At 50.8% G+C, this 18,816-nt stretch carries 12 protein-coding genes; 7 read left to right on the top strand and 5 right to left on the bottom strand.

The features are described from left to right. Positions 1-72: 72 nt before the first annotated feature. From IPM52_04750 to speA, 6 genes are all read left to right on the top strand, one after another. On the top strand, positions 73-519 hold the full coding sequence (locus IPM52_04750; GenBank protein ID MBK9290915.1) for a hypothetical protein: 447 nt from the start codon (positions 73-75) through the stop codon (positions 517-519). A gap of 209 nt (positions 520-728) precedes the next feature. Then, a complete protein-coding gene (locus IPM52_04745) occupies positions 729-2,996 on the top strand; it encodes a bifunctional (p)ppGpp synthetase/guanosine-3',5'-bis(diphosphate) 3'-pyrophosphohydrolase (protein ID MBK9290914.1) in 2,268 nt (755 codons plus the stop codon). A gap of 152 nt (positions 2,997-3,148) precedes the next feature. After that, on the top strand, positions 3,149-7,477 hold the full coding sequence (dnaE, locus tag IPM52_04740; protein ID MBK9290913.1) for a DNA polymerase III subunit alpha: 4,329 nt from the start codon (positions 3,149-3,151) through the stop codon (positions 7,475-7,477). A gap of 94 nt (positions 7,478-7,571) precedes the next feature. Next, positions 7,572-7,889 (top strand): thioredoxin, encoded by a 318-nt coding sequence (gene trxA, locus IPM52_04735; GenBank protein ID MBK9290912.1) that lies wholly within the window; start codon positions 7,572-7,574, stop codon positions 7,887-7,889. A gap of 168 nt (positions 7,890-8,057) precedes the next feature. Beyond that, on the top strand, positions 8,058-8,900 hold the full coding sequence (locus tag IPM52_04730) for a DUF58 domain-containing protein (protein ID MBK9290911.1): 843 nt from the start codon (positions 8,058-8,060) through the stop codon (positions 8,898-8,900). Positions 8,901-9,122: 222 nt separating this feature from the next. Beyond that, positions 9,123-11,015 (top strand): biosynthetic arginine decarboxylase, encoded by a 1,893-nt coding sequence (gene speA, locus IPM52_04725; GenBank protein MBK9290910.1) that lies wholly within the window; start codon positions 9,123-9,125, stop codon positions 11,013-11,015. 28 nt (positions 11,016-11,043) lie between these two features. Here speA and IPM52_04720 read toward each other — a convergent pair whose 3' ends face one another. The 3 genes from IPM52_04720 to IPM52_04710 all read right to left on the bottom strand — a co-directional run bounded on the left by IPM52_04720 (position 11,044) and on the right by IPM52_04710 (position 15,487). Next, positions 11,044-13,488 carry a carbohydrate binding family 9 domain-containing protein gene (locus IPM52_04720; protein ID MBK9290909.1) on the bottom strand — a complete coding sequence of 815 codons (2,445 nt, stop codon included), beginning with the start codon at positions 13,486-13,488 and terminating at the stop codon, positions 11,044-11,046. 83 nt (positions 13,489-13,571) lie between these two features. Then, the gene (locus tag IPM52_04715) at positions 13,572-14,111 is read right to left on the bottom strand and encodes an O-acetyl-ADP-ribose deacetylase (GenBank protein MBK9290908.1); all 540 of its coding nucleotides are present in this window, start codon (positions 14,109-14,111) and stop codon (positions 13,572-13,574) included. Then, positions 14,108-15,487 carry a nodulation protein NfeD gene (locus IPM52_04710; GenBank protein MBK9290907.1) on the bottom strand — a complete coding sequence of 460 codons (1,380 nt, stop codon included), beginning with the start codon at positions 15,485-15,487 and terminating at the stop codon, positions 14,108-14,110. Before IPM52_04710 ends, IPM52_04715 begins: the two co-directional genes overlap by 4 nt. Before the next feature lie 192 nt (positions 15,488-15,679). On the opposite strand from IPM52_04710, the gene IPM52_04705 reads away from it, so the two are divergent. Further along, positions 15,680-17,044: a DEAD/DEAH box helicase gene (locus tag IPM52_04705; GenBank protein MBK9290906.1), complete on the top strand. Its 1,365-nt coding sequence runs from the start codon at positions 15,680-15,682 to the stop codon at positions 17,042-17,044. Here the strand turns inward: IPM52_04705 and IPM52_04700 are convergent. Beyond that, positions 17,025-17,813: an inositol monophosphatase gene (locus IPM52_04700; GenBank protein ID MBK9290905.1), complete on the bottom strand. Its 789-nt coding sequence runs from the start codon at positions 17,811-17,813 to the stop codon at positions 17,025-17,027. The genes IPM52_04705 and IPM52_04700 overlap by 20 nt on opposite strands. Further along, positions 17,810-18,709: a DMT family transporter gene (locus IPM52_04695; GenBank protein MBK9290904.1), complete on the bottom strand. Its 900-nt coding sequence runs from the start codon at positions 18,707-18,709 to the stop codon at positions 17,810-17,812. Before IPM52_04695 ends, IPM52_04700 begins: the two co-directional genes overlap by 4 nt. Between the last annotated feature and the right edge of the window lie 107 nt (positions 18,710-18,816).

Here is an 18,816-nt window from a genome sequence, read left to right as displayed (position 1 = left end):
CGTAAAAATACGTATTGCCTGCCCAAAGCATCCCGGTTAGTTTTGGCCTGAAAATAAAAAACAACTAAATCCATGAGAGTAAAACACCTTATCGCAATTCTGGCGCTTTCGCTTGGTTTTGGGGGGTGCCAGGTTATTCAGTCGGTTCCGTTCAAATCGATGGGCATCAACGAGATTGGTGTGGTGCAGCATCCTGTGCTTGCCGAGCTTGAGGTGTTGCCTACCAAGATCACCCAGACAGTTGAGGTAAAAAAGGCCAAAATCCTCGACGAGGCCAAAGCAATTGCAATGGCTCAGGTGCTAAAGGACACCAAATCGGATGTGCTTGTTGAGCCAAAATTTGAGTTTAAGCGCAAGGGCGCCAAGCTGTTTGTAACTGTAACTGCCTATCCTGCGCTCTACAGGAGCTTCCGTTCGATGAAACCCGAGGATGAATATATACTTGAGCACATGCGCTTTCGCAGGGCTGAAGTGGCCGAAGGTTCAGTCGGAGCTGTTCCAGGAAAGAGGAAACGCTAAAATGAAATAACTAGGTTTAATTAAGTGAACTATAATCCAGGTCAGCCAGGCACAAACAAAAGGTGCCTGGCTGATTTTTTTTTAATTACCCCGTCAGGGGCGATATCATGGTAGCTTCGTAGTGGCCGTATATCGGAAAAAACGTGTTTCAACAAACCCTCAGAACAAATACCAGATAATTGGGTTATTTTTGCAATAATCCATAATCCATGTCGCAGGTTCCTGTAAGTATCGAAAAAGCCCTCGAGTGGTACACGCCAGAAGAGCGTCGCGAAATTTTGCGCCGCTACAGGCAGCTCATCAATGTTTGGCATACCCGCAAGGATACCAACGACCGCTGGATGGTGAGAAAAGCCCTCAGGCTTGCCGCTGCCGCGCATCGCGACATGAGGCGCAAGTCGGGCGAGCCTTACATCTATCACCCTATTGAAGTGGCCACCATTGCTGCCGGCGAAATCGGCCTGGGACGTACCTCTATCATTTGCGCGCTCTTGCACGACGTGGTTGAGGATACGGAGTATAAGTTGTCCGACATCCAGGCCATATTTGGAGAGCAGATTGCCCGCATTATCGACGGCCTGACCAAGATCGACAATATGGTGGACAGCACCAATGTGGAAAGCCTGCAGGCGGAAAACTTCCGGAAAGTGCTTCTTACCCTGTCGTACGACGTGCGTGTCATCCTGATCAAGCTTGCCGACAGGCTGCATAATATGCGCACCTTAGGCTCAATGCCTGCTGTAAAGCAGTGGAAAATAGCCAGCGAAACCAATTATCTTTTTGCCCCGCTGGCTTACAGGCTCGGATTATATGCCATCAAAAGCGAGCTGGAAGATCTCGCCCTAAAGCACACCGAACCAACGATTTACGAAAACATCCGGTATAATCTGGAAACTTCCCGCCCTCAAAGGCAAGCCCTCGTAGACGATTTTGTGGCGCCAATAAGGGAGTCGCTCGCCCAAATGGGAGTCAAAACCCGCATCTTCATGGCCGAGAAGTCAGCATCTTCCATTTGGCAGAAGATGAAGGAAAAGGAGATTCCTTTTTCGGAAGTACACGACACATTCGTCGTGCGTTTTGTGATTGATTGTCCCCTTGCAGTAGAAAAGGTGGAGTGCTGGAAGGTATATGCAGCTATCACACAGCATTATCGCCCCAATGGCAACCGGCTCCGCGACTGGATTTCGCTCCCCAAAGCCAACGGGTATGAATCGTTGCACGCCACGGTGATGAGCAAGGCCGGCAGGTGGATCGACGTGCAGATCAGGTCGGAACGCATGGAAGAAATTGCCGAGAAAGGGTATGCTGCATACTGGAAATACCGCGATCATCCCGGAAGCGAAAGTGGCCTGGACGAATGGCTGACCAAAGTGCGTGAGTTGCTTAGTTCTGAAGATGCATCAGCGCTTGAGTTTGTTAACGATTTCAAGCTCAATCTGTTCTCCGACGAAATCTTTGTGTTCACTCCCCAGGGCGACATGATCACCCTGCCCAAGGGCGCCACAGCCCTCGATTTTGCTTTCAACATACACACCGAACTGGGCAGCAGGTGTATTGGGGCCAATGTGAACCATAAACTTGTGCAACTCAATCACCAGCTCAGCTCGGGCGACCAGGTTGAAATCATCACCAGCAAAAACCAGGTACCTAAAGAAGAATGGTTCGATTTTGTGGTGACAGCCCGGGCCAAAAGCCGGTTGCGTGAAGCGCTGCGCGAATACAGAAAGACATTCAAGGACGAAGGCCGCCGAAAGCTGGAAGAATACCTCAAACAACTCAACCTGGAACCATCCAAAGCCAACATCAACAAGATCATCGAAAGCGAGGGACTGGAAGGCCTTGTCGAACTGTACTATTTTGTAGCCATCGACCGGATCAACTACCAGCGCATCAAAACTATCTTTCAAAAAGGAAAGCCAGGTCAGGGAATCCTCAGCTATATCACCAATCCGTTCAGTCGCAAAAATACAGCCGGTAAACCAGATACATCGAATGAGGACAGCAACGGAGCTAAAGTCATTAAGCCCGGCGTGCTGGGCGAAGATGTAGCCAGCCTCGACTACATTGTTTCGAGTTGCTGCAACCCGCTGCCCGGCGACGATGTCGTGGCACTCTCATTCCAGGGCGAACCCCTACACATCCATCAGGTCAATTGTCCAAAAGCCATCAACCAGATGTCGCAATACGGACAAAACATCGTGAAAGCCAAGTGGAAGCGTTCTGAAGACCTGATGTTCCTGGCCGGGCTCAAAATCACGGGTATTGACAGTGTGGGCTTTATTCACAGGATGACCAAGGTGATCTCCGTCGATCTGGGACTCAACATCCGCAATTTCCAGCTCGAAAGTTCGAATGGCGTGGTGTCGGCAAACATTGCCATTTATGTGAAAGATGCGGCCTCCCTCAATGAAGCCATCGAACGGCTGAAAAAAGTCGAAGGCATACGCACCGTCTCCCGACTTAAAAATATTCCCTGAAATGCTTGATTAGCAGCTGCCCGGCTGTTGTTGTTGATAACTTCCGGCCTCCGACCTTGCTTTTAAAACCACCATTCCCGGTCAATTTATCTAACTTTGCTCTGGAGCATAAGAGTTAAAATGCTCATATTCAATATAATAAGAATTTCTCCATGTTTCTCGTTTTTGATACTGAAACCACCGGTTTGCCCAGAGACTGGAATGCCCCAAAGTCCGATTTTTCGAACTGGCCCCGCGTTGTACAACTTGCCTGGCAATTGTACGACGAGCAGGGCAGGCTCCTCGACACGGGCGACATGATTGTGCGGCCCGAGGGTTTCACCATTCCTTACAACGCCACCAAGGTGCATGGCATTACCACAGAATATGCCCTTGCTCAGGGATTGCCGATTCCGGAGGTGCTTGAAAAATTCTCGCAGGTAGTCCGGCGGGCCAGCATACTTGCCGGACACAACCTCAACTTCGATACCACCGTGCTTGGTGTTGAATACCTGAGGGCAGGTTTGACTGATCCTTTGGAAGGCATGCCCGTGCTCGACACCTGTACGGAAGACACGGCTGCCCTGTGCCGGCTGCCCGGTGGCAAAGGCGGGAAGTTTAAACTGCCCAACCTGAACGAGTTGCATTCGCACCTGTTCGGAGAAACATTCGACGAGGCCCACAACGCCGCAGCCGACGTAGAGGCCACAGCCCGCTGTTTCCTCGAGTTGCTGCGAACCGGGGTTTTCGTTGCCGGACAAGCGGGTCTTGACAGCGACTTTTTTGCCCGTTTCCGGGCTGCAAACCCCGAACCAATCAAACCGGCGGGCGTGGCCATCAGGTCGAACAAGGAGGCTGCAGCACAGATTGCTGTTGCTGATGAGGCAAAAAAAGAAGATGACGACCAGCTTAAGCTGCTGGCCGAAAAATATGCCCACCTGCGCACGCACAGCACCTACACCCTGCTCAATTCCACCATCGAAATCAAAGATTTGGTGAAACGCGCCGCAAAGCTCAATATGCCGGCCGTCGGACTCACGGATACGGCAAATCTTATGGGAGCTTTCGAATTTATTGATGCTGTGGACAAGGTCAATAAAGCCAGAGCTGAAGAACAAGGCGCTGCGAATGTGCGCCCCATCAAGGCATTGCTGGGCACGGAATTTTATGTCTGTCGCGATCGCCTGAACAAAAGCCGCCAGGACAATGGTTTTTTGCTGCCTGCCTGGGCCAAAAACCTCAAAGGATATCGCAATCTGTCCTACCTGAGTTCGGTCTCATTCACCGAGGGTTTTTATTATGTGCCTCGCATCGATCGCCAATTGCTGCTCGAATACAAGGAGGGATTGATCGTTTCGACAGGAGGTTTGCAGGGCGAAGTGCCTCATCTGCTGCTCAATGTGGGCGAACAGCAGGCCGAAGAAGCTTTGTTGTGGTACAAAACTCATTTTGGCGACGATTTCTACATCGAAATCAACAGGCATGGGCTGGAAGAGGAAAACCACCTGAACACCTGGCTGCTCGGGATGGCTAAGAAGCATGGTATCAAATACTTTCCGTCGGTGCTGGTTCATTATCTTGACAAGGAGGATGCCGATGCCCATGATTTTTTGCTTTGCATCAAAGACAACAGCAAAAAAGATGACCCTATCGGAAGGGGATACGGATACAGGTTTGGCTTTCCGAACAACGAGTTTTATTTCAAAACACCCGAGCAAATGGCAGAGCTTTTTGCCGACCTGCCAGAGGCTTTCGATACTTTGACCGAAATTATTGGCAAGACGGAGCAATACTCGCTCAAGCAGAAAATCAGGCTCCCGGTATTCGAAATTCCTGAGGAGTTTGCCGACCCACTCGACAAGACCGACAATGGTATCCGTGGTCAAAACAAGTACCTCCGTCACCTGGCCTTCGAAGGTGCCAGAGCCCGCTATGGGGAATTGACCCCTGAAATAACCGAACGGCTTGAATTTGAGCTTGATACCATAGCCCGTACAGGATATCCCGGATATTTTCTTATTGTGCAGGACCTCATAGCAGCTGCCAGGCGCATGGGTGTGTGGGTTGGTCCCGGACGCGGATCAGCAGCCGGATCGCTGGTTGCCTATTGCATTGGTATCACAAATGTTGACCCTCTGAAGTACGGCCTGCTGTTTGAGCGTTTCCTCAATCCCGAACGCATCTCCATGCCCGACATCGATATTGATTTTGACGACGAGGGCCGTGCGCTGGTGATTGATTACGTGACTAAGAAGTATGGCCAGAATAAAGTAGCCCAGATCATTACGTACGGTACCCTGGGAACAAAGTCGGCCCTACGCGATGTGAGCCGTGCACTCGACAAGGACCAGATGTTTGTGAACAAGCTGGTAGCTTCGACCAACAATGTGAAGCTGGGCGATTTTTTCAGGCTGAGCGAAGAAAAGCTGCGCGAAAAATACAGGCCCGAGCAACTGGAAACCGGTTTTGCCCTGAAGCGCAAAATGGAAGAACAAACTGAAGAATCCAGAATTCTTAAGGCTACACTTGCCCTCGAAGGGCTGGTGCGCAATACAGGCATTCATGCCTGCGGCATTGTGATTACGCCCACCGACCTGCGCGAACTCGTGCCGGTAACCGTATCAAAAGAATCGAATCTCTGGGCCACACAATTCGAAAATGCGGTGGCAGAATCCGCAGGCCTGCTCAAGGTGGACTTTCTTGGCCTTAAAACGCTCTCGCTCATACGCGATACCATCGCGCTGGTGAAAAAGCGCCATGGTAGAGCCATTGATCCTGAGGATATTCCACTGGATGATCCGCTCACCTACGAACTATTTCAGCGGGGCGAGACGGTCGGGGTGTTTCAGTACGAAAGTGCCGGTATGCAGAAATATCTCCGCGAGCTCAAACCAACCACTTTCAATGACCTCATCGCCATGAACGCGCTTTACCGGCCCGGTCCCATGGCCTACATACCCAATTACGTAAACAGAAAACATGGCAAGGAAGCTGTAACCTACGACCTTCCCGAAATGCGCGACATTCTCGAGGAAACCTACGGCATCACGGTTTACCAGGAGCAGGTGATGCTGCTCTCGCAGCGCTTGTCGGGTTTCTCGAAAGGCGAGGCAGATACCCTGCGCAAAGCCATGGGGAAGAAAGACAGGGAGCTGCTCGAAAAACTGCACACCAAATTCATCGAAGGGGGCATAAAGAACGGTCATCCGGAAGATACCCTAAAAAAAATCTGGAACGACTGGCTGGCCTTCGCCAATTATGCGTTCAACAAGTCGCACTCCACCTGCTACGCCAAAATAGCATTCCAGACGGCATACCTCAAGGCCAATTATCCCGCCGAATATATGGCAGCCGTGCTGAGTCACAACCTCGACGACATCAAGCAGGTGACCTTCTTTATGGAGGAGTGCCGGAGGATGAACCTCAAAGTGCTGGGTCCTGACATCAATGAGTCGGAATATGCCTTCACCGTCAACAGCAATGGCGAAATACGCTTTGGCCTTGGCGCCATCAAAAACATGGGCGAAGCTGCGGTGAAAAGCATCATAGAAGAGCGGCAGCTCAACGGACGTTTTTTGGGCTTTTCCGACTTCCTGACCCGCATCAACCCACGCACTGTGAACAAACGCACCCTCGAGTCGCTCGTCATGGCCGGTGCTTTCGACTCGTTCGAAGGCGTACACCGGGCACAGTTTTTCCACCGCGAATCGGCCGACGGCACCACCTTCCTCGAAAAAGCCATGCGATGGGCTGAGAAGGTTGTTGAGTCGCGAAACTCAAGCCAATATAACTTGTTCGGCGAAACAATCGAAGTTCAGATTGCCGAGCTGCCCATGCCCAAGTGCGAACCCTGGCCAAAAGCCAAAGCATTGCAGATGGAACTCGAAACCATCGGCTTCTATGTGAGTTCACACCCCATGGATGCCTACAAGCATGCAATCAGGTATTTCGCCAACATGGATATCCAAAAGATAAACCAGAACCTGCAGTCGCTCAACGGCAAGAGGTTCTCCTTTGCCGGTCAGGTCATCTCAGTGGAACATCTCACCTCTACCCAGGGCAAACAATTTGCCCGTTTCAGGCTCGAAGATCATCTTGCGGGTATTGATCTGGCACTTTTCAGCGAATCTTACCTCAAATACAGGCATCTGCTTGTGCAGGATGCATTTCTGCTCGTGCATGCTAGTGCCGTACCCTCTTATCGCGACCGTAATGTGCTCGAAGTCAAGGTGAACGATATTGAGCTGCTCGATGAGGTGTTCAACAAAAGCCCGAAACAAGTGGTGATAACCATGGACCTTGGCAAGATGACTCCTCAGGATGCTCAGGATCTGTCCGAAGCCATCCGTTCGCGGCCCGGCAGGCACAGGCTCAGAATCAATTTACACGATTCAGCAGCCGGTCGCTCGGCCCTTGTTTCGCCCAGACAATTCCGTGTTGATGCCGGAGCCTTGATTCCGGAACTTGAAAAATTCAGCTTCCTGAAGGTGGCTTTTGAATAAGGTTTTTTAAGAAACGTACACTGAACGAAAGCTTACATTTAAATCGCAATATTCCCAGACTGACTATCTTTGCAGCAAACCTAATTTTGTGAACATGGCACTTAATGTAACAGATGCAAATTTTGAACAGGAAGTAATCAATTCCGATGTTCCGGTGATTGTAGATTTTTGGGCAGTCTGGTGTGGCCCGTGCCGCATCATTGGCCCCACAGTCGAGGAGATCGGTCAGGAATATGCCGGCAAAGCCAAAGTGGTAAAGCTGGATGTGGACAACAACCATCAGACCGCCAGCAAGTATGGCATCCGCAATATCCCAACCTTGCTTTTCTTCAAAAATGGCCAGGTGGTTGACAAACAGGTGGGTGTAGTGCCCAAGCCTGTGCTGGTCAAGAAGTTAGAGGCAATACTTTAAGATTATTTCAACCAAACATCCGTCGTGCGGCAAACTCAGGATGTTGCCGCACAATCGGGCTATTTCAGAATCAGGCTTTTGGAAAACAGGCTTCTTCACGATCATCTGACGCCTTTTGGCAGCCTCGAGCTGTTGGCCCGCCAGGTGGTGGAGGGCTTCATCACAGGCATGCACAAAAGCCCGTTTCACGGCTTTTCGGTCGAGTTTGCCGAGCACCGGCTCTATAACCGGGGCGAATCGATCAGGCATATCGACTGGAAACTGTACGCACGCACCGAGAAGCTGTTTGTTAAACGTTTTGAGGAGGAAACCAACCTCCGTTGCCAGCTGGTGATCGATTGTTCCGGTTCGATGCGTTTTCCGGTGCGCAAGGATAAAGGACCGGCCCAACCCGATAAGCTGATGTTTTCAATTTATGCTGCGGCCAGCCTGAGCGAGCTGATGCGCCGCCAGCGCGACGCCGTCGGGTTGAGCCTCTTTACGGATAACCTCGGTTTGCACACAAGGGCACGCACCAGCAGGGTGCACCATCAGATGCTGTTTGTCGAACTTGAGAAATTGCTTACCAACCCATCGCAAACAACCCAGGTTACTACCGCCGCAGCCAGGGCACTGCACGAAATAGCCGAACGCACGCATCAGCGGTCGCTGGTGGTGATCTTCAGCGATTTGCTCGACAACCAACAGCCCGAGGAAGTTTTTATGGCGCTTCAGCACCTCAGGTACAACAAGCACGAAGTGATCCTGTTTCATGTGCTCGACCGTTCGATCGAAGCCTTGCTTGATCTCGAAAGCAGACCGTATAAGTTTGTGGATATGGAAACCGGCGAATCCCTGCGGCTGAACCCTGCTGATATTCAGGAGCAGTATCGCAAAGCCATGGCCGCGCGGATGACGGAACTAAAACACAAGTGTGCCCAGTATCATATCGACCTCATCGAGGCCGACATCAACAAAGGCTACAACCAGGTGCTGATTGAATATCTGATCAAGCGAAGCCGGTTATACTGAACATCAATCGCAACAGGTCCGTTCTTTGGTGAGGTCAAAATCGTTTCAAAGAAAACCACATGCCGGTTCTTTCTTTGATACCATGTTTCAAAACACTGTAAATCAGATTGTTGAATAATCAAACAAATCCCCCGCTGACCTTGTTTTTTTTATAGTTTTGCAGCGTTTCCGGAAGGCTGGAAATCGATATAATTTTCACCATTAAATTCGAATTTAGCTAAGATGAGAAAATGGCGTATTGAAGACTCGGCCGAGCTTTACAACATCAATGGTTGGGGAATCAATTACTTTACAATCAACGAAAAAGGAAATGTTGCCGTAACACCCCGCGAGGGATGTGCTTCTGTTGATCTGCGTGTGCTTATTGACGAATTGTTGCTTCGCGACGTATCGACTCCCGTGCTGATCCGATTTCCGGATATTCTCGACAGCCGCATCGAAGAAATGCACAACTGTTTCAAAATAGCTGCGGAGGAATACGATTACAAAGGTCAGAACTTCATTGTTTATCCGATCAAGGTAAACCAGATGCGACCTGTGGTTGAAGAAATTGTCAGCCACGGAAAGAAGTTCAATATTGGTCTGGAGGCCGGCTCGAAGCCTGAGCTGCATACGGTGATTGCCACCGATCCCGACAGCGATTCAATCATCATCTGCAATGGCTACAAAGACGAGAGCTATATCGAGCTTGCGCTTCTGGCCCAAAAAATGGGACGCACCATCTTCATCGTGGTTGAGAAGCTCAACGAACTCAAGTTGATTGCAAAAGTCGCCAAACGTCTGAAGGTGAAGCCCAATATCGGAATTCGCATTAAGCTTGCCAGTTCCGGCAGTGGCAAATGGGAAGACTCGGGAGGCGATGTGAGTAAGTTTGGCCTAACTTCGAGCGAATTGCTCGAATCGCTCGACTTTCTGGAGCGTAACAATATGAAGGACACCCTGAGGCTGGTTCATTTCCACATTGGCAGTCAGGTGAACAAAATCCGCCGCATCAAGATAGCCCTCCGGGAAGCTGCCCAGTTTTATGTGCAGATCTACAAGATGGGCTTCCATCTTGATTTTGTGGATGTTGGCGGAGGTTTGGGCGTAGATTACGACGGAACACGTTCGGCCAACAGTGGAAGCAGCGTCAACTACAGTGTACAGGAATACGTCAACGACGCCACCTTTGCCATGGTGGATGCCAGCGACAAAAACGGAATCCCGCACCCCAACATCATCACCGAGTCGGGTCGATCGCTCACCGCCCATCATTCGGTGCTGGTGTTTGAAGTGCTCGAACATGCATCTTTGCCGGTTTGGGAGGAGGACGAGGAAGTTACGCCCGAAGATCATGAGCTGCTACACGAACTTTACGAATCGTGGAACAACCTCAATGCAAGCAGCATGCTCGAAACCTGGCACGATGCGCAGCAGATCCGCGAAGAAGCCCTCGATATGTTCAGCCTTGGCCTGATCGACCTGAAAACCAGGGCACGCATCGAGCGCCTTTTCTGGACAGTTGCCCGCGAAATTCATCAGATGGCCAACGAAATGAAACGGCCTCCGGAAGAATTGAACATTCTGCCGAAGCTGTTGTCGGATAAGTATTTCTGTAATTTCTCCCTGTTTCAGTCGCTTCCCGATTCTTGGGCCATTGATCAGGTTTTTCCGATCATTCCCATTCACCGGCTGGATGAAAAACCCGACCGCTACGCCACCATTCAGGACATCACCTGCGACTCCGATGGCAAAATCGACAACTTTATCTCGACACGCAATTTCTCGCACCACCTGCCGGTGCACAGCCTGAAAGGTAAGGAGCCTTATTATATAGGCGTGTTCCTCACTGGTGCTTACCAGGAAATCCTGGGCGACCTGCATAACCTATTTGGCGACACCAATGCCGTACACGTTTCGGTGGACGAGAAGGGCTACTACATTGATCAGGTGATTGACGGCGAAACTGTGGCCGAGGTGCTTGATTACGTGCAGTATAACAGCAAAAAGCTCGTGCGTACGGTCGAAACCTGGGTAACTGCATCCGTTAAGCAGGGACGAATCAGCGCAGAGGAAGGCAAAGAATTTCTTTCGATCTACAGGTCAGGTCTTTATGGATATACCTACCTGGAATAGCAATCACCCCGACTGAATTGGCCTTATGTCAGGATTTTCTTCCTACCGGTTTAAGTTGATTCCAGTCGATGTAATATAAAACCTTGAAGCTCAGGTTGTTGATTCCTGGTGTTTGGCCCAGCTCTGCAAAGTGGTCAAAATAAGTGCGCAGCGAATCCTGCCCCTTGTTCTGTGCGTTCAGAGCTTGTTTCCAGATCAGCAGCATTTCGCTGCCCGGCAGGAAATTCCACCGGAACAGCAAATCCACATTCAGGTTGTTGACCACAAAATCCTCATCTGCAGAATAGTCGTCGGGCGACAGGCTTCCGTCGGCATTCAGTGTGTAGAAGTCCTTGTAGTCAACCTGCAGCACATAGTGGCGCATGCGAAGCACCAGCGAAGTATTTGGGCTGAAGGAGTAATCGAATGCCACACTGCCTGAGATGGTGTTCACATCGCGTTTGCCAAAAATGATGCGCGTCTGATCGCCCTGGGAACTGTCGCGCAAAAAGCCACGGTTGTTTTTCTGCGAATCATAACTGATCGAGGGCACGAGGATGGCCTGGTCGTTTACGCGCCAGCGCGGACTTAGACGGATGTTGAGGTTGTGGCTTTCCCAGTCGGGAATGAGGCTAAAATTGAAACGATAATCTGCGATGAGGCGTTTGCGGTAATCAGGTGAGCCCCAAAATCCAAAAGCATACTCGGCGGGCCGCCCGAAGGGCATGCCTTTGCGCCTGGCTTCATAAAAGTCCACCTTGCCAAAAGGAAGTGAGTTGAAATAACCTCCGATGGTCAGGTGATTCTGCAAAGTTAGTCTGCCGTCGGCCTGCACATATGTGGATACGTAGGCATGTGGCTTGTATTGGTAGTTTTGATGCAATCGGCCACGGACAGTCCACCTGAGGACGCTTCCCCTGGGTTCGTATTCGTCGTAATTGAGTTCTAATCCCCCATTGAGCTCATTGTTGTTTCGCATAAAACCCATCTCGTTGGGGTCGAAAAGGTCGCTCACAAGGTTGAGCCACACATTTGGCCGGAACTTTCCGCTGATTTTGCCTGCACTGGTCAGGTAACGGACTCCGGGTGATTTTGGTTCCCGGCTGAAACTTTGGTGCGACACAGTGGCCATCCCATACCATTCGAGCTTGTTTTGTTTGTTGCGAAGCGTTGTTTCGCCTCCGGTTACAAACACCGAGTTGTGCCAATCGGGGCGCCACACATGGGTATTGAAAAAGCTAACCTGGCTGTTGTTGGGCAGGGCCTGCTCAAACACGAGCATGTTGTAGTTGGTGAGCGGTTCAGTAACCAATGATTCGACGGAACCATTGCTGTTTAATATTTCGGCTTTAGAAGGAGCTGTTATAGCGTTAAAGAGTCCGATGGCCAGACCTTTGGAGGTTTTTCCTGTGAGCTTGCTTGCATTGATCAGCTGGATGCTTTCGGGATTGCGCAGGATGCTGTCGCTTGAATATTGCGATGCAATCTGCCCGAATTTTTTGGGTCGTCCGCCTATGCGACGCGAGTAAAATACATTGCCTTTGCTGAAGAGCTCGGTAGCCTCGGTGAAGAAAGGACGTTTTTCTTCATAGTACACCTCGAAAGGCGAGAGGCTGTAAATGTATTGATCCGATTCGACCTGGCCGAAATCAGGAATCAGCGTCATGTCGAGCGTAAAACTTTCGGATAGCCCAAGTTTCAGATCCATTCCCAAATTATATGATCCTTTCCACTCATCTTGCACACCAAAGTGCGTCAGACCGGCTGACAGATAGGGCGTTGCGCTGATTCGTACGGGCGGTTCGATGGTGGTTGGGAGCAACATGCTTCCCATCTGGCTGTTTTGGATTTTCTGCTGCTTATCAATGGGATACCAGGTGCTTAGCTCGCGGTAGCGCTGAATACTCCTGAAAAAGTTGATGTTCCAGGTCGGCATTTCGCTTTTTTGAAAACGCAGTGCAGCATATGGGATCATAAATTCGGCGCACCATCCTGAATCGTTCATCTCAACAGCTGATCGCCAAACGGCATCCCAGTTGTAGTCGTCCTCATCGTCGGAATTGGTCTTGGAGTCGATCTGTACACCTCTGACGGTCACAAAAAAGCCGAAAGCATTCAGTCCGTCGCCAAAAGGGTCGATTTTAAATCCAAACGCATCGGCCAGGCCAAACTCGTCGCGTTTACGCAGGTCTTTGATCAGGCTGTCGGGCCGGGGATCGAAAATGTGCGCACCTACATACAAGCCCTTGTCGTCGTAAAGCACCCTGACCCTGGTATCGAAGCTGGCAGGCCTCAGGTTGTAAGGTTCCAACTGCACAAAACCTGACAGATCAGTTGCTGTTTCCCAGTCTTTTTCATTTAGTAAGCCATCAATGGTAACGGCATGCGCGATGCGGGTGGCTTCGAATGTAAATGGCGACTGCCGGGAATAGGTAGAATAGTATGAACCTAAAATAATGAAAATCAGGGAAAAAATTCGTGGCAGGGTTTTCATACACCGGGCTTGAGGTAGCTTAAAAGTAGCACTGTGCAATGCTATCCTCGTCTTGCATCAAGTTAGCGGCCGAAACTGCCCAATTAGCGCATCTGTCTGTTGTCGGGCTGGTTTAACAGGTTTAGATAAAGCTCGAAATTGGTGTCGTCGAAACAGACGAAGATAATTTCGTCGAACTGGCCGGGGTGATTTTCCAGATATGTTGTTACAGTCCCTAAGGCTATGCGGGCTGCTTGTTCTTTGGGAAAGCCATAAACACCGGTGGAGATGTTCGGAAACGCCACAGTGCGGCACTTCAGCGAGGCTGCTTCCTCGAGGCTTCGCTGGTAGCACGATGCAAGCTGCTCTGGTTCCTGATTGTTGCCACCCCGCCACACTGGTCCTACAGTGTGAATGACGTATTTTGCCGACAGCCTGAAGCCCTCTGTGGCTTTGGCATCCCCGGTAGCACAATAACCAATCAGGCTGCAGGCCTGGAGGAGTTCAGGGCCGGCAGCCCGGTGAATGGCGCCGTCAACGCCCCCACCACCCATCAGCCTGTTGTTGGCCGCATTAACAATGGCATCAACACTGAGCTTTGTGATGTCGCCTTTTATGAGGCGGATGATGTCTGTGGTTTTCATGACTTCTTACGCACAAAAAGCTGACCGGTATGGTACGAAACAACTTCTACCTGTTCGCCTTCTTCGGCAAAACCTGTGATAAGCGTGGCATCGTAAAGTTCCCCCTCAATATCAACCTTTCCCGATGGCCTGAGGATGGTGTGGGCTGTGCCACTTTTCCCGATCATGCCCGAGTAATCGGTGCTGGCGGTTGTGTAACCCGCGTTTGCGTCCTGCACATGCTGCAAAGCCAGATGTCCGAGCCGGCTGGAGGTAAACAGCTTCCGGCTAAGGTAAAGCGATCCGGCAATTGCAAAAAACACAGCAATAATAACTGTGAAAAAGGCCTGAATGAGCGGTGAAAGATCCACCGGATTGCTTCCGCTCAGGTCAAAGCTTTCGACCATGGCAAAACTCAGGCTTCCAACCATCAGGATCAGTCCTGTGATTCCGGCCACGCCAAAACCAGGCAGCGCAAATATCTCGATCATCAACAGGATCACCCCGACAACAAAAACCACAATTTCCCAGTGCGAGGCCAAACCTTCCAGATACAGCGGGGCAAAATAGAGGATGGCTGCAGTAACAGCGGCAGCCAGCGGAAACCCGACGCCGGGAGTCTGCAATTCGAAATACAATCCCCCGATAATCAGCATGATCAGGATACCACTCACGACAGGCTTGATGAGAAAGTTAATCACCCTGTCGAGACTACTCAGTTGATGCTCGATAATTTCATAGGGTTCGTGTCCGGCCCTTTTCAGCACTTCCTCAATGGTTTCTGCCTGTGCTTCGGCAAAACCATGCCTGATGGCTTCGGAGGTGGTGAGGGTGAGTACCTTGCCCGAATCGGAAACCCCGGGCACATAAATTGAAGGGTCAACCATGGCCTGAGCTATCTCCGGGTTGCGTCCTTTGGCTTCGGCGGTGCTCCGCATCATGGCACGCATATACGATTGAAACTTATCGGGGACAACTTCGCCGGTTTGGTTGACCACTGTGGCAGCTCCGATATTGGCACCCTTTACCATGTAAATGCTGTCGCAGGCAATGCTGATGAGCGCCCCGGCTGAGGCTGCATTGTTGTTGATGAATACATAAACCGGAATGCTCGAGTTGAGGATCTTGGTGCGAATACTGTCGGCCATATCCACCATGCCTCCATAAGTGTTCATCTGAATCAGAATCAGGTCGGCTTCCAGTTCGGCTGCCCGATTGAATGCCATTTGCGTGGTTCGCCAGACCGGAGGAGCAATTTCCTCTTTAATGTGGAAGGTGTAAACCTTGGTTTTTCTGGTTTCTTTTTGAAGGGTATCATTCTGCCCGGCCCCCGAAGCCGATAGGCCGAATATGAGTAATGTTAAGAAATATACAGATAATGAATACTTTGCAAACATATTACGCATAAAATTAGTTTTCATAAAGGTACAGAATCTGCCGGTGAATGTACAATCAAATCCTTTTCGGAGTTTGTTGGTTAAATTTACTGAATGTTCCTGGTCTCAACAATTGCATGCCTGCTTTTGTTGACAGAGCTTTAGTGATAGACAGCCTGCATTGTCTTAACTTTGCAAAAAAACATTCCAGCATTGAAGTTTTCAGATTTTAGTCTGGCCGCTCCGATTTTAGAGGGGCTGGATGCCATAGGCTTCGAACAGCCTACCCCGATACAGGAACAAGCTATTCCTGTGATTTTGCAAGGTCGCGATCTGATTGCCTGTGCCCAGACAGGAACAGGCAAAACAGCCGCATTCTTGCTCCCGGTGATTCATTCCATCATCACCCAGAGCCAGTCCGGAACGGGAATCAAGGCGCTCATCATCGCTCCTACCAGGGAGTTGGCCATACAAATTGACCAGCAGCTCCAGGGGCTGGCCTATTTTACCAACATCAGCTCCATTGCCGTATATGGTGGCGGTTCCGGTGCGCTTTTCGACCAGGAAAAAAAGGCCCTTCAGCAGGGGGCCGATGTGGTTGTGGCTACGCCGGGCAGGCTCATCGCCCATCTTAACCTGGGCTATGTGGACTTCAGCGAGCTGAGGTTTTTGGTGCTCGACGAAGCCGACCGCATGCTCGACATGGGCTTTCTGCCCGACATCAACCGGATCATTGCCAACCTTCCTGCCGATCGCCAGAGCCTGTTGTTTTCCGCCACCATGCCCGATGGCATCCGACGTCTGGCAGCCGGCATTCTTCGTAATCCCGAACATATCAACCTGGCGGTTTCAAAACCCGCTGAAAATGTGCGGCAGAAAGCCTGCCTGATGCATGAAGACCAGAAAATTCTCCTGATACTCCACCTGCTCGCCAACGACGACTACCCGCTGGTATTAATTTTTGCCGGCACACGTCAACTGGTAAAGGAAACGGAAAAGGCGCTAAGAAGCAAAGGGATGTCGGTGCGGGCCATACATTCCGATCTTACGCAGGAAGAACGCAACGAGGTCATGAACCTCTTCCGTGCCGGACAGATCAGGGTGCTGGTAGCCACCGACATTGCCTCCAGAGGAATTGATGTGGATAATATCAGTCTGGTAATCAACTTCAATGTACCTGCAGATGCGGAGGATTATGTGCACCGGGTAGGTCGTACGGCCCGTGCCGAGCGCACCGGTGAAGCGTTGACGCTGGTTTCGCCTAAAGAGTTCGGAAAATTTCGCCGCATCGAACAATTGCTGGGGATCGAGGTCGAAAAAGTTCCTCTTCCTGCGGAACTGGGTGAGGGAATTCCTCCTGAAGCATACACTGAGTCGAGAGGCCGCGACAGGCAACGGCCGAAACGAAAACCTCGTAGCAAAACACACAAAACGGCCGGATCGCAAAGACCGGAAAAAACTGCGAACCAAGGTTCGTCTGAAAGCACGGGAACGGAAGGCAGGAGGGATAAAAAGCCAAAAAACAAGCGTCGGAGAGGTCCGCGCAAGCCGGGCGGTGCTAACCAAAGCACTCCCTGATGTGCGCCATAAGCCCTGAATGCACCGTCGCAGTGCCGGCAATGATATCGTTTCCAAACAGGTAATCAGTATTTCCGTCGAAAGTGGTTACAATTCCACCTGCTTGTTCCACAATGAAGGCACCCGCAGCAATGTCCCAAGGGTGAAGGCTGTATTCGAAAAATGCATCGAAGCGGCCACATGCCACCCAGGCCAGATCGAGTGCTGCACTGCCCAGCCTGCGGACACCGCGCGAGTGCCGCATCATCCGCTCAAACAGCTTCAGATACTGCGGCATTCTGCTGAAATCGTGATACGGAAAACCTGTGGCCAGCAAGCTGCTGTCGAGTGATGGTGCATTGCTCACATTCACAGGTTTGCCGTTGAGTTGCGCGGCTTCGCCAATGGTGGCCGAAAAAAGCTCGTTGCGGGGTATGTCGTACACAACACCAAGAATTGTCTTGCCGTCCTGCTGTAAAGCTACACTTACCGAGTAAACCGGCACTCCGTGCACATAATTGGTAGTGCCATCAAGCGGGTCGATAATCCACACAAACGTGCTTCCTGCATGGCTGCCACTTTCTTCGGCCAGAAATCCGGAACCAGGAAGCAGGCGGCTGAAACCCTCCATCAGTATGCGCTCAGCCTCTTTGTCCACATAGGATACCAGGTTGTGATGCGATTTTTCCTCAACCATCGCATTGGTAAGCCGGCTTCGCTGCGATTCGATAAACGAACCCGCCAGCCTGCAGATGGCCGCTGTTTCCTGAGCGAGATGCGTTAGATTCATAATGCCTCAGATGCTTTTCTTACCGTTGAGAATTGTTGCATGACAATGCCGGCAATGATCAACACGAGTCCCACAACAGTGGACAGCAGGATGCGTTCGCCGACAAGTATTCTGATCCAGAACAAGGCGATAAACGGTGACAGAAAAATCAGGTTGCTCACCCTTGCCGTGTTGATGCTGTTTTCCAATGCCAGCAGCCAAAAAACAAAAGTGATTCCCATTTCGAACAAACCGATGTAAACTGCCCCCAGTGCTCCATTGACAGGGATCTGCATTGGTTTGGCGCCAGCCAGCATGTATATTGTGATGTAGATTGCACCAAACAGCATATTCGTAGTGAGCTTAACCACAGCATCCCTCGTGTCGCGCAGATTCATAATCCAGTAAGATGCCCAGAGAAAAGCGCTGCCTATGGCGAGGGCAACGCCCGCCGGTGAGCTGAACGAAAGCTCAAGAACGCGCCCTTTTGTGCTTATCACCAGCAGCCCGCCAAAACTGACTAAAATTGAAAGCATGCCCAGCCAGGTGATGCGTTGCCTCAGAAATATTGCTGAGAGCAGCACCAGCACTACCGGCCAGGAATAGTTGAGCACACCTGCTTCCTGGGCAGGCAACAGCTCGTAGGCCCTGAACAACACCAGGTAATAGGCTGCCGGATTGATCAGCCCCATCAACATCGAATGCCAAATGCCGTTGGCTGACTGCTGCAACAGCATGTGGTTTTTACGCTGCAGCAAAGTAATTGCCATTAAAGCAAATGCGGCAGACCAAACCGCATAGAAGACCAATTGCTCGTAATTTATAACTCTGAGGGTCAGCTTGAAAGCCGAGCTCATCGTGCTCCAGAACAAAATGGTGAGCAATGCAAAAGTGTAGGCCTTCGACTGCGATTTCATCGGGCGCAAAGGTAGTTTTTTTGTTGCGACGACCTTGGATGGAAACCAAGCCGGCAGCCAATGCTATTCTCGAAACAATAAAAAAGCCGGTCGGAACCGGCTCGAAA

The organism is Bacteroidota bacterium (assembly GCA_016715945.1).
Classification (GTDB): Bacteria; Bacteroidota; Bacteroidia; order Bacteroidales; family F082; genus JALNZU01.
The sequence above is the reverse complement of the archived record's forward strand: the minus strand, read 5'-3'. Positions and strand labels throughout refer to the sequence as shown.

Excerpts from the sequence above, each read along its gene's own strand:
- IPM52_04750 (MBK9290915.1), top strand. The coding sequence starts at position 73 with ATGAGAGTAAAACACCTTATCGCAATTCTGGCGCTTTCGCTTGGTTTT.
- IPM52_04745 (MBK9290914.1), top strand. The coding sequence starts at position 729 with ATGTCGCAGGTTCCTGTAAGTATCGAAAAAGCCCTCGAGTGGTACACG.
- dnaE (MBK9290913.1), top strand. The coding sequence starts at position 3,149 with ATGTTTCTCGTTTTTGATACTGAAACCACCGGTTTGCCCAGAGACTGG.
- trxA (MBK9290912.1), top strand. The coding sequence starts at position 7,572 with ATGGCACTTAATGTAACAGATGCAAATTTTGAACAGGAAGTAATCAAT.
- IPM52_04730 (MBK9290911.1), top strand. The coding sequence starts at position 8,058 with ATGCACAAAAGCCCGTTTCACGGCTTTTCGGTCGAGTTTGCCGAGCAC.
- speA (MBK9290910.1), top strand. The coding sequence starts at position 9,123 with ATGAGAAAATGGCGTATTGAAGACTCGGCCGAGCTTTACAACATCAAT.
- IPM52_04720 (MBK9290909.1), bottom strand. The coding sequence starts at position 13,488 with ATGAAAACCCTGCCACGAATTTTTTCCCTGATTTTCATTATTTTAGGT.
- IPM52_04715 (MBK9290908.1), bottom strand. The coding sequence starts at position 14,111 with ATGAAAACCACAGACATCATCCGCCTCATAAAAGGCGACATCACAAAG.
- IPM52_04710 (MBK9290907.1), bottom strand. The coding sequence starts at position 15,487 with ATGTTTGCAAAGTATTCATTATCTGTATATTTCTTAACATTACTCATA.
- IPM52_04700 (MBK9290905.1), bottom strand. The coding sequence starts at position 17,813 with ATGAATCTAACGCATCTCGCTCAGGAAACAGCGGCCATCTGCAGGCTG.
- IPM52_04695 (MBK9290904.1), bottom strand. The coding sequence starts at position 18,709 with ATGAAATCGCAGTCGAAGGCCTACACTTTTGCATTGCTCACCATTTTG.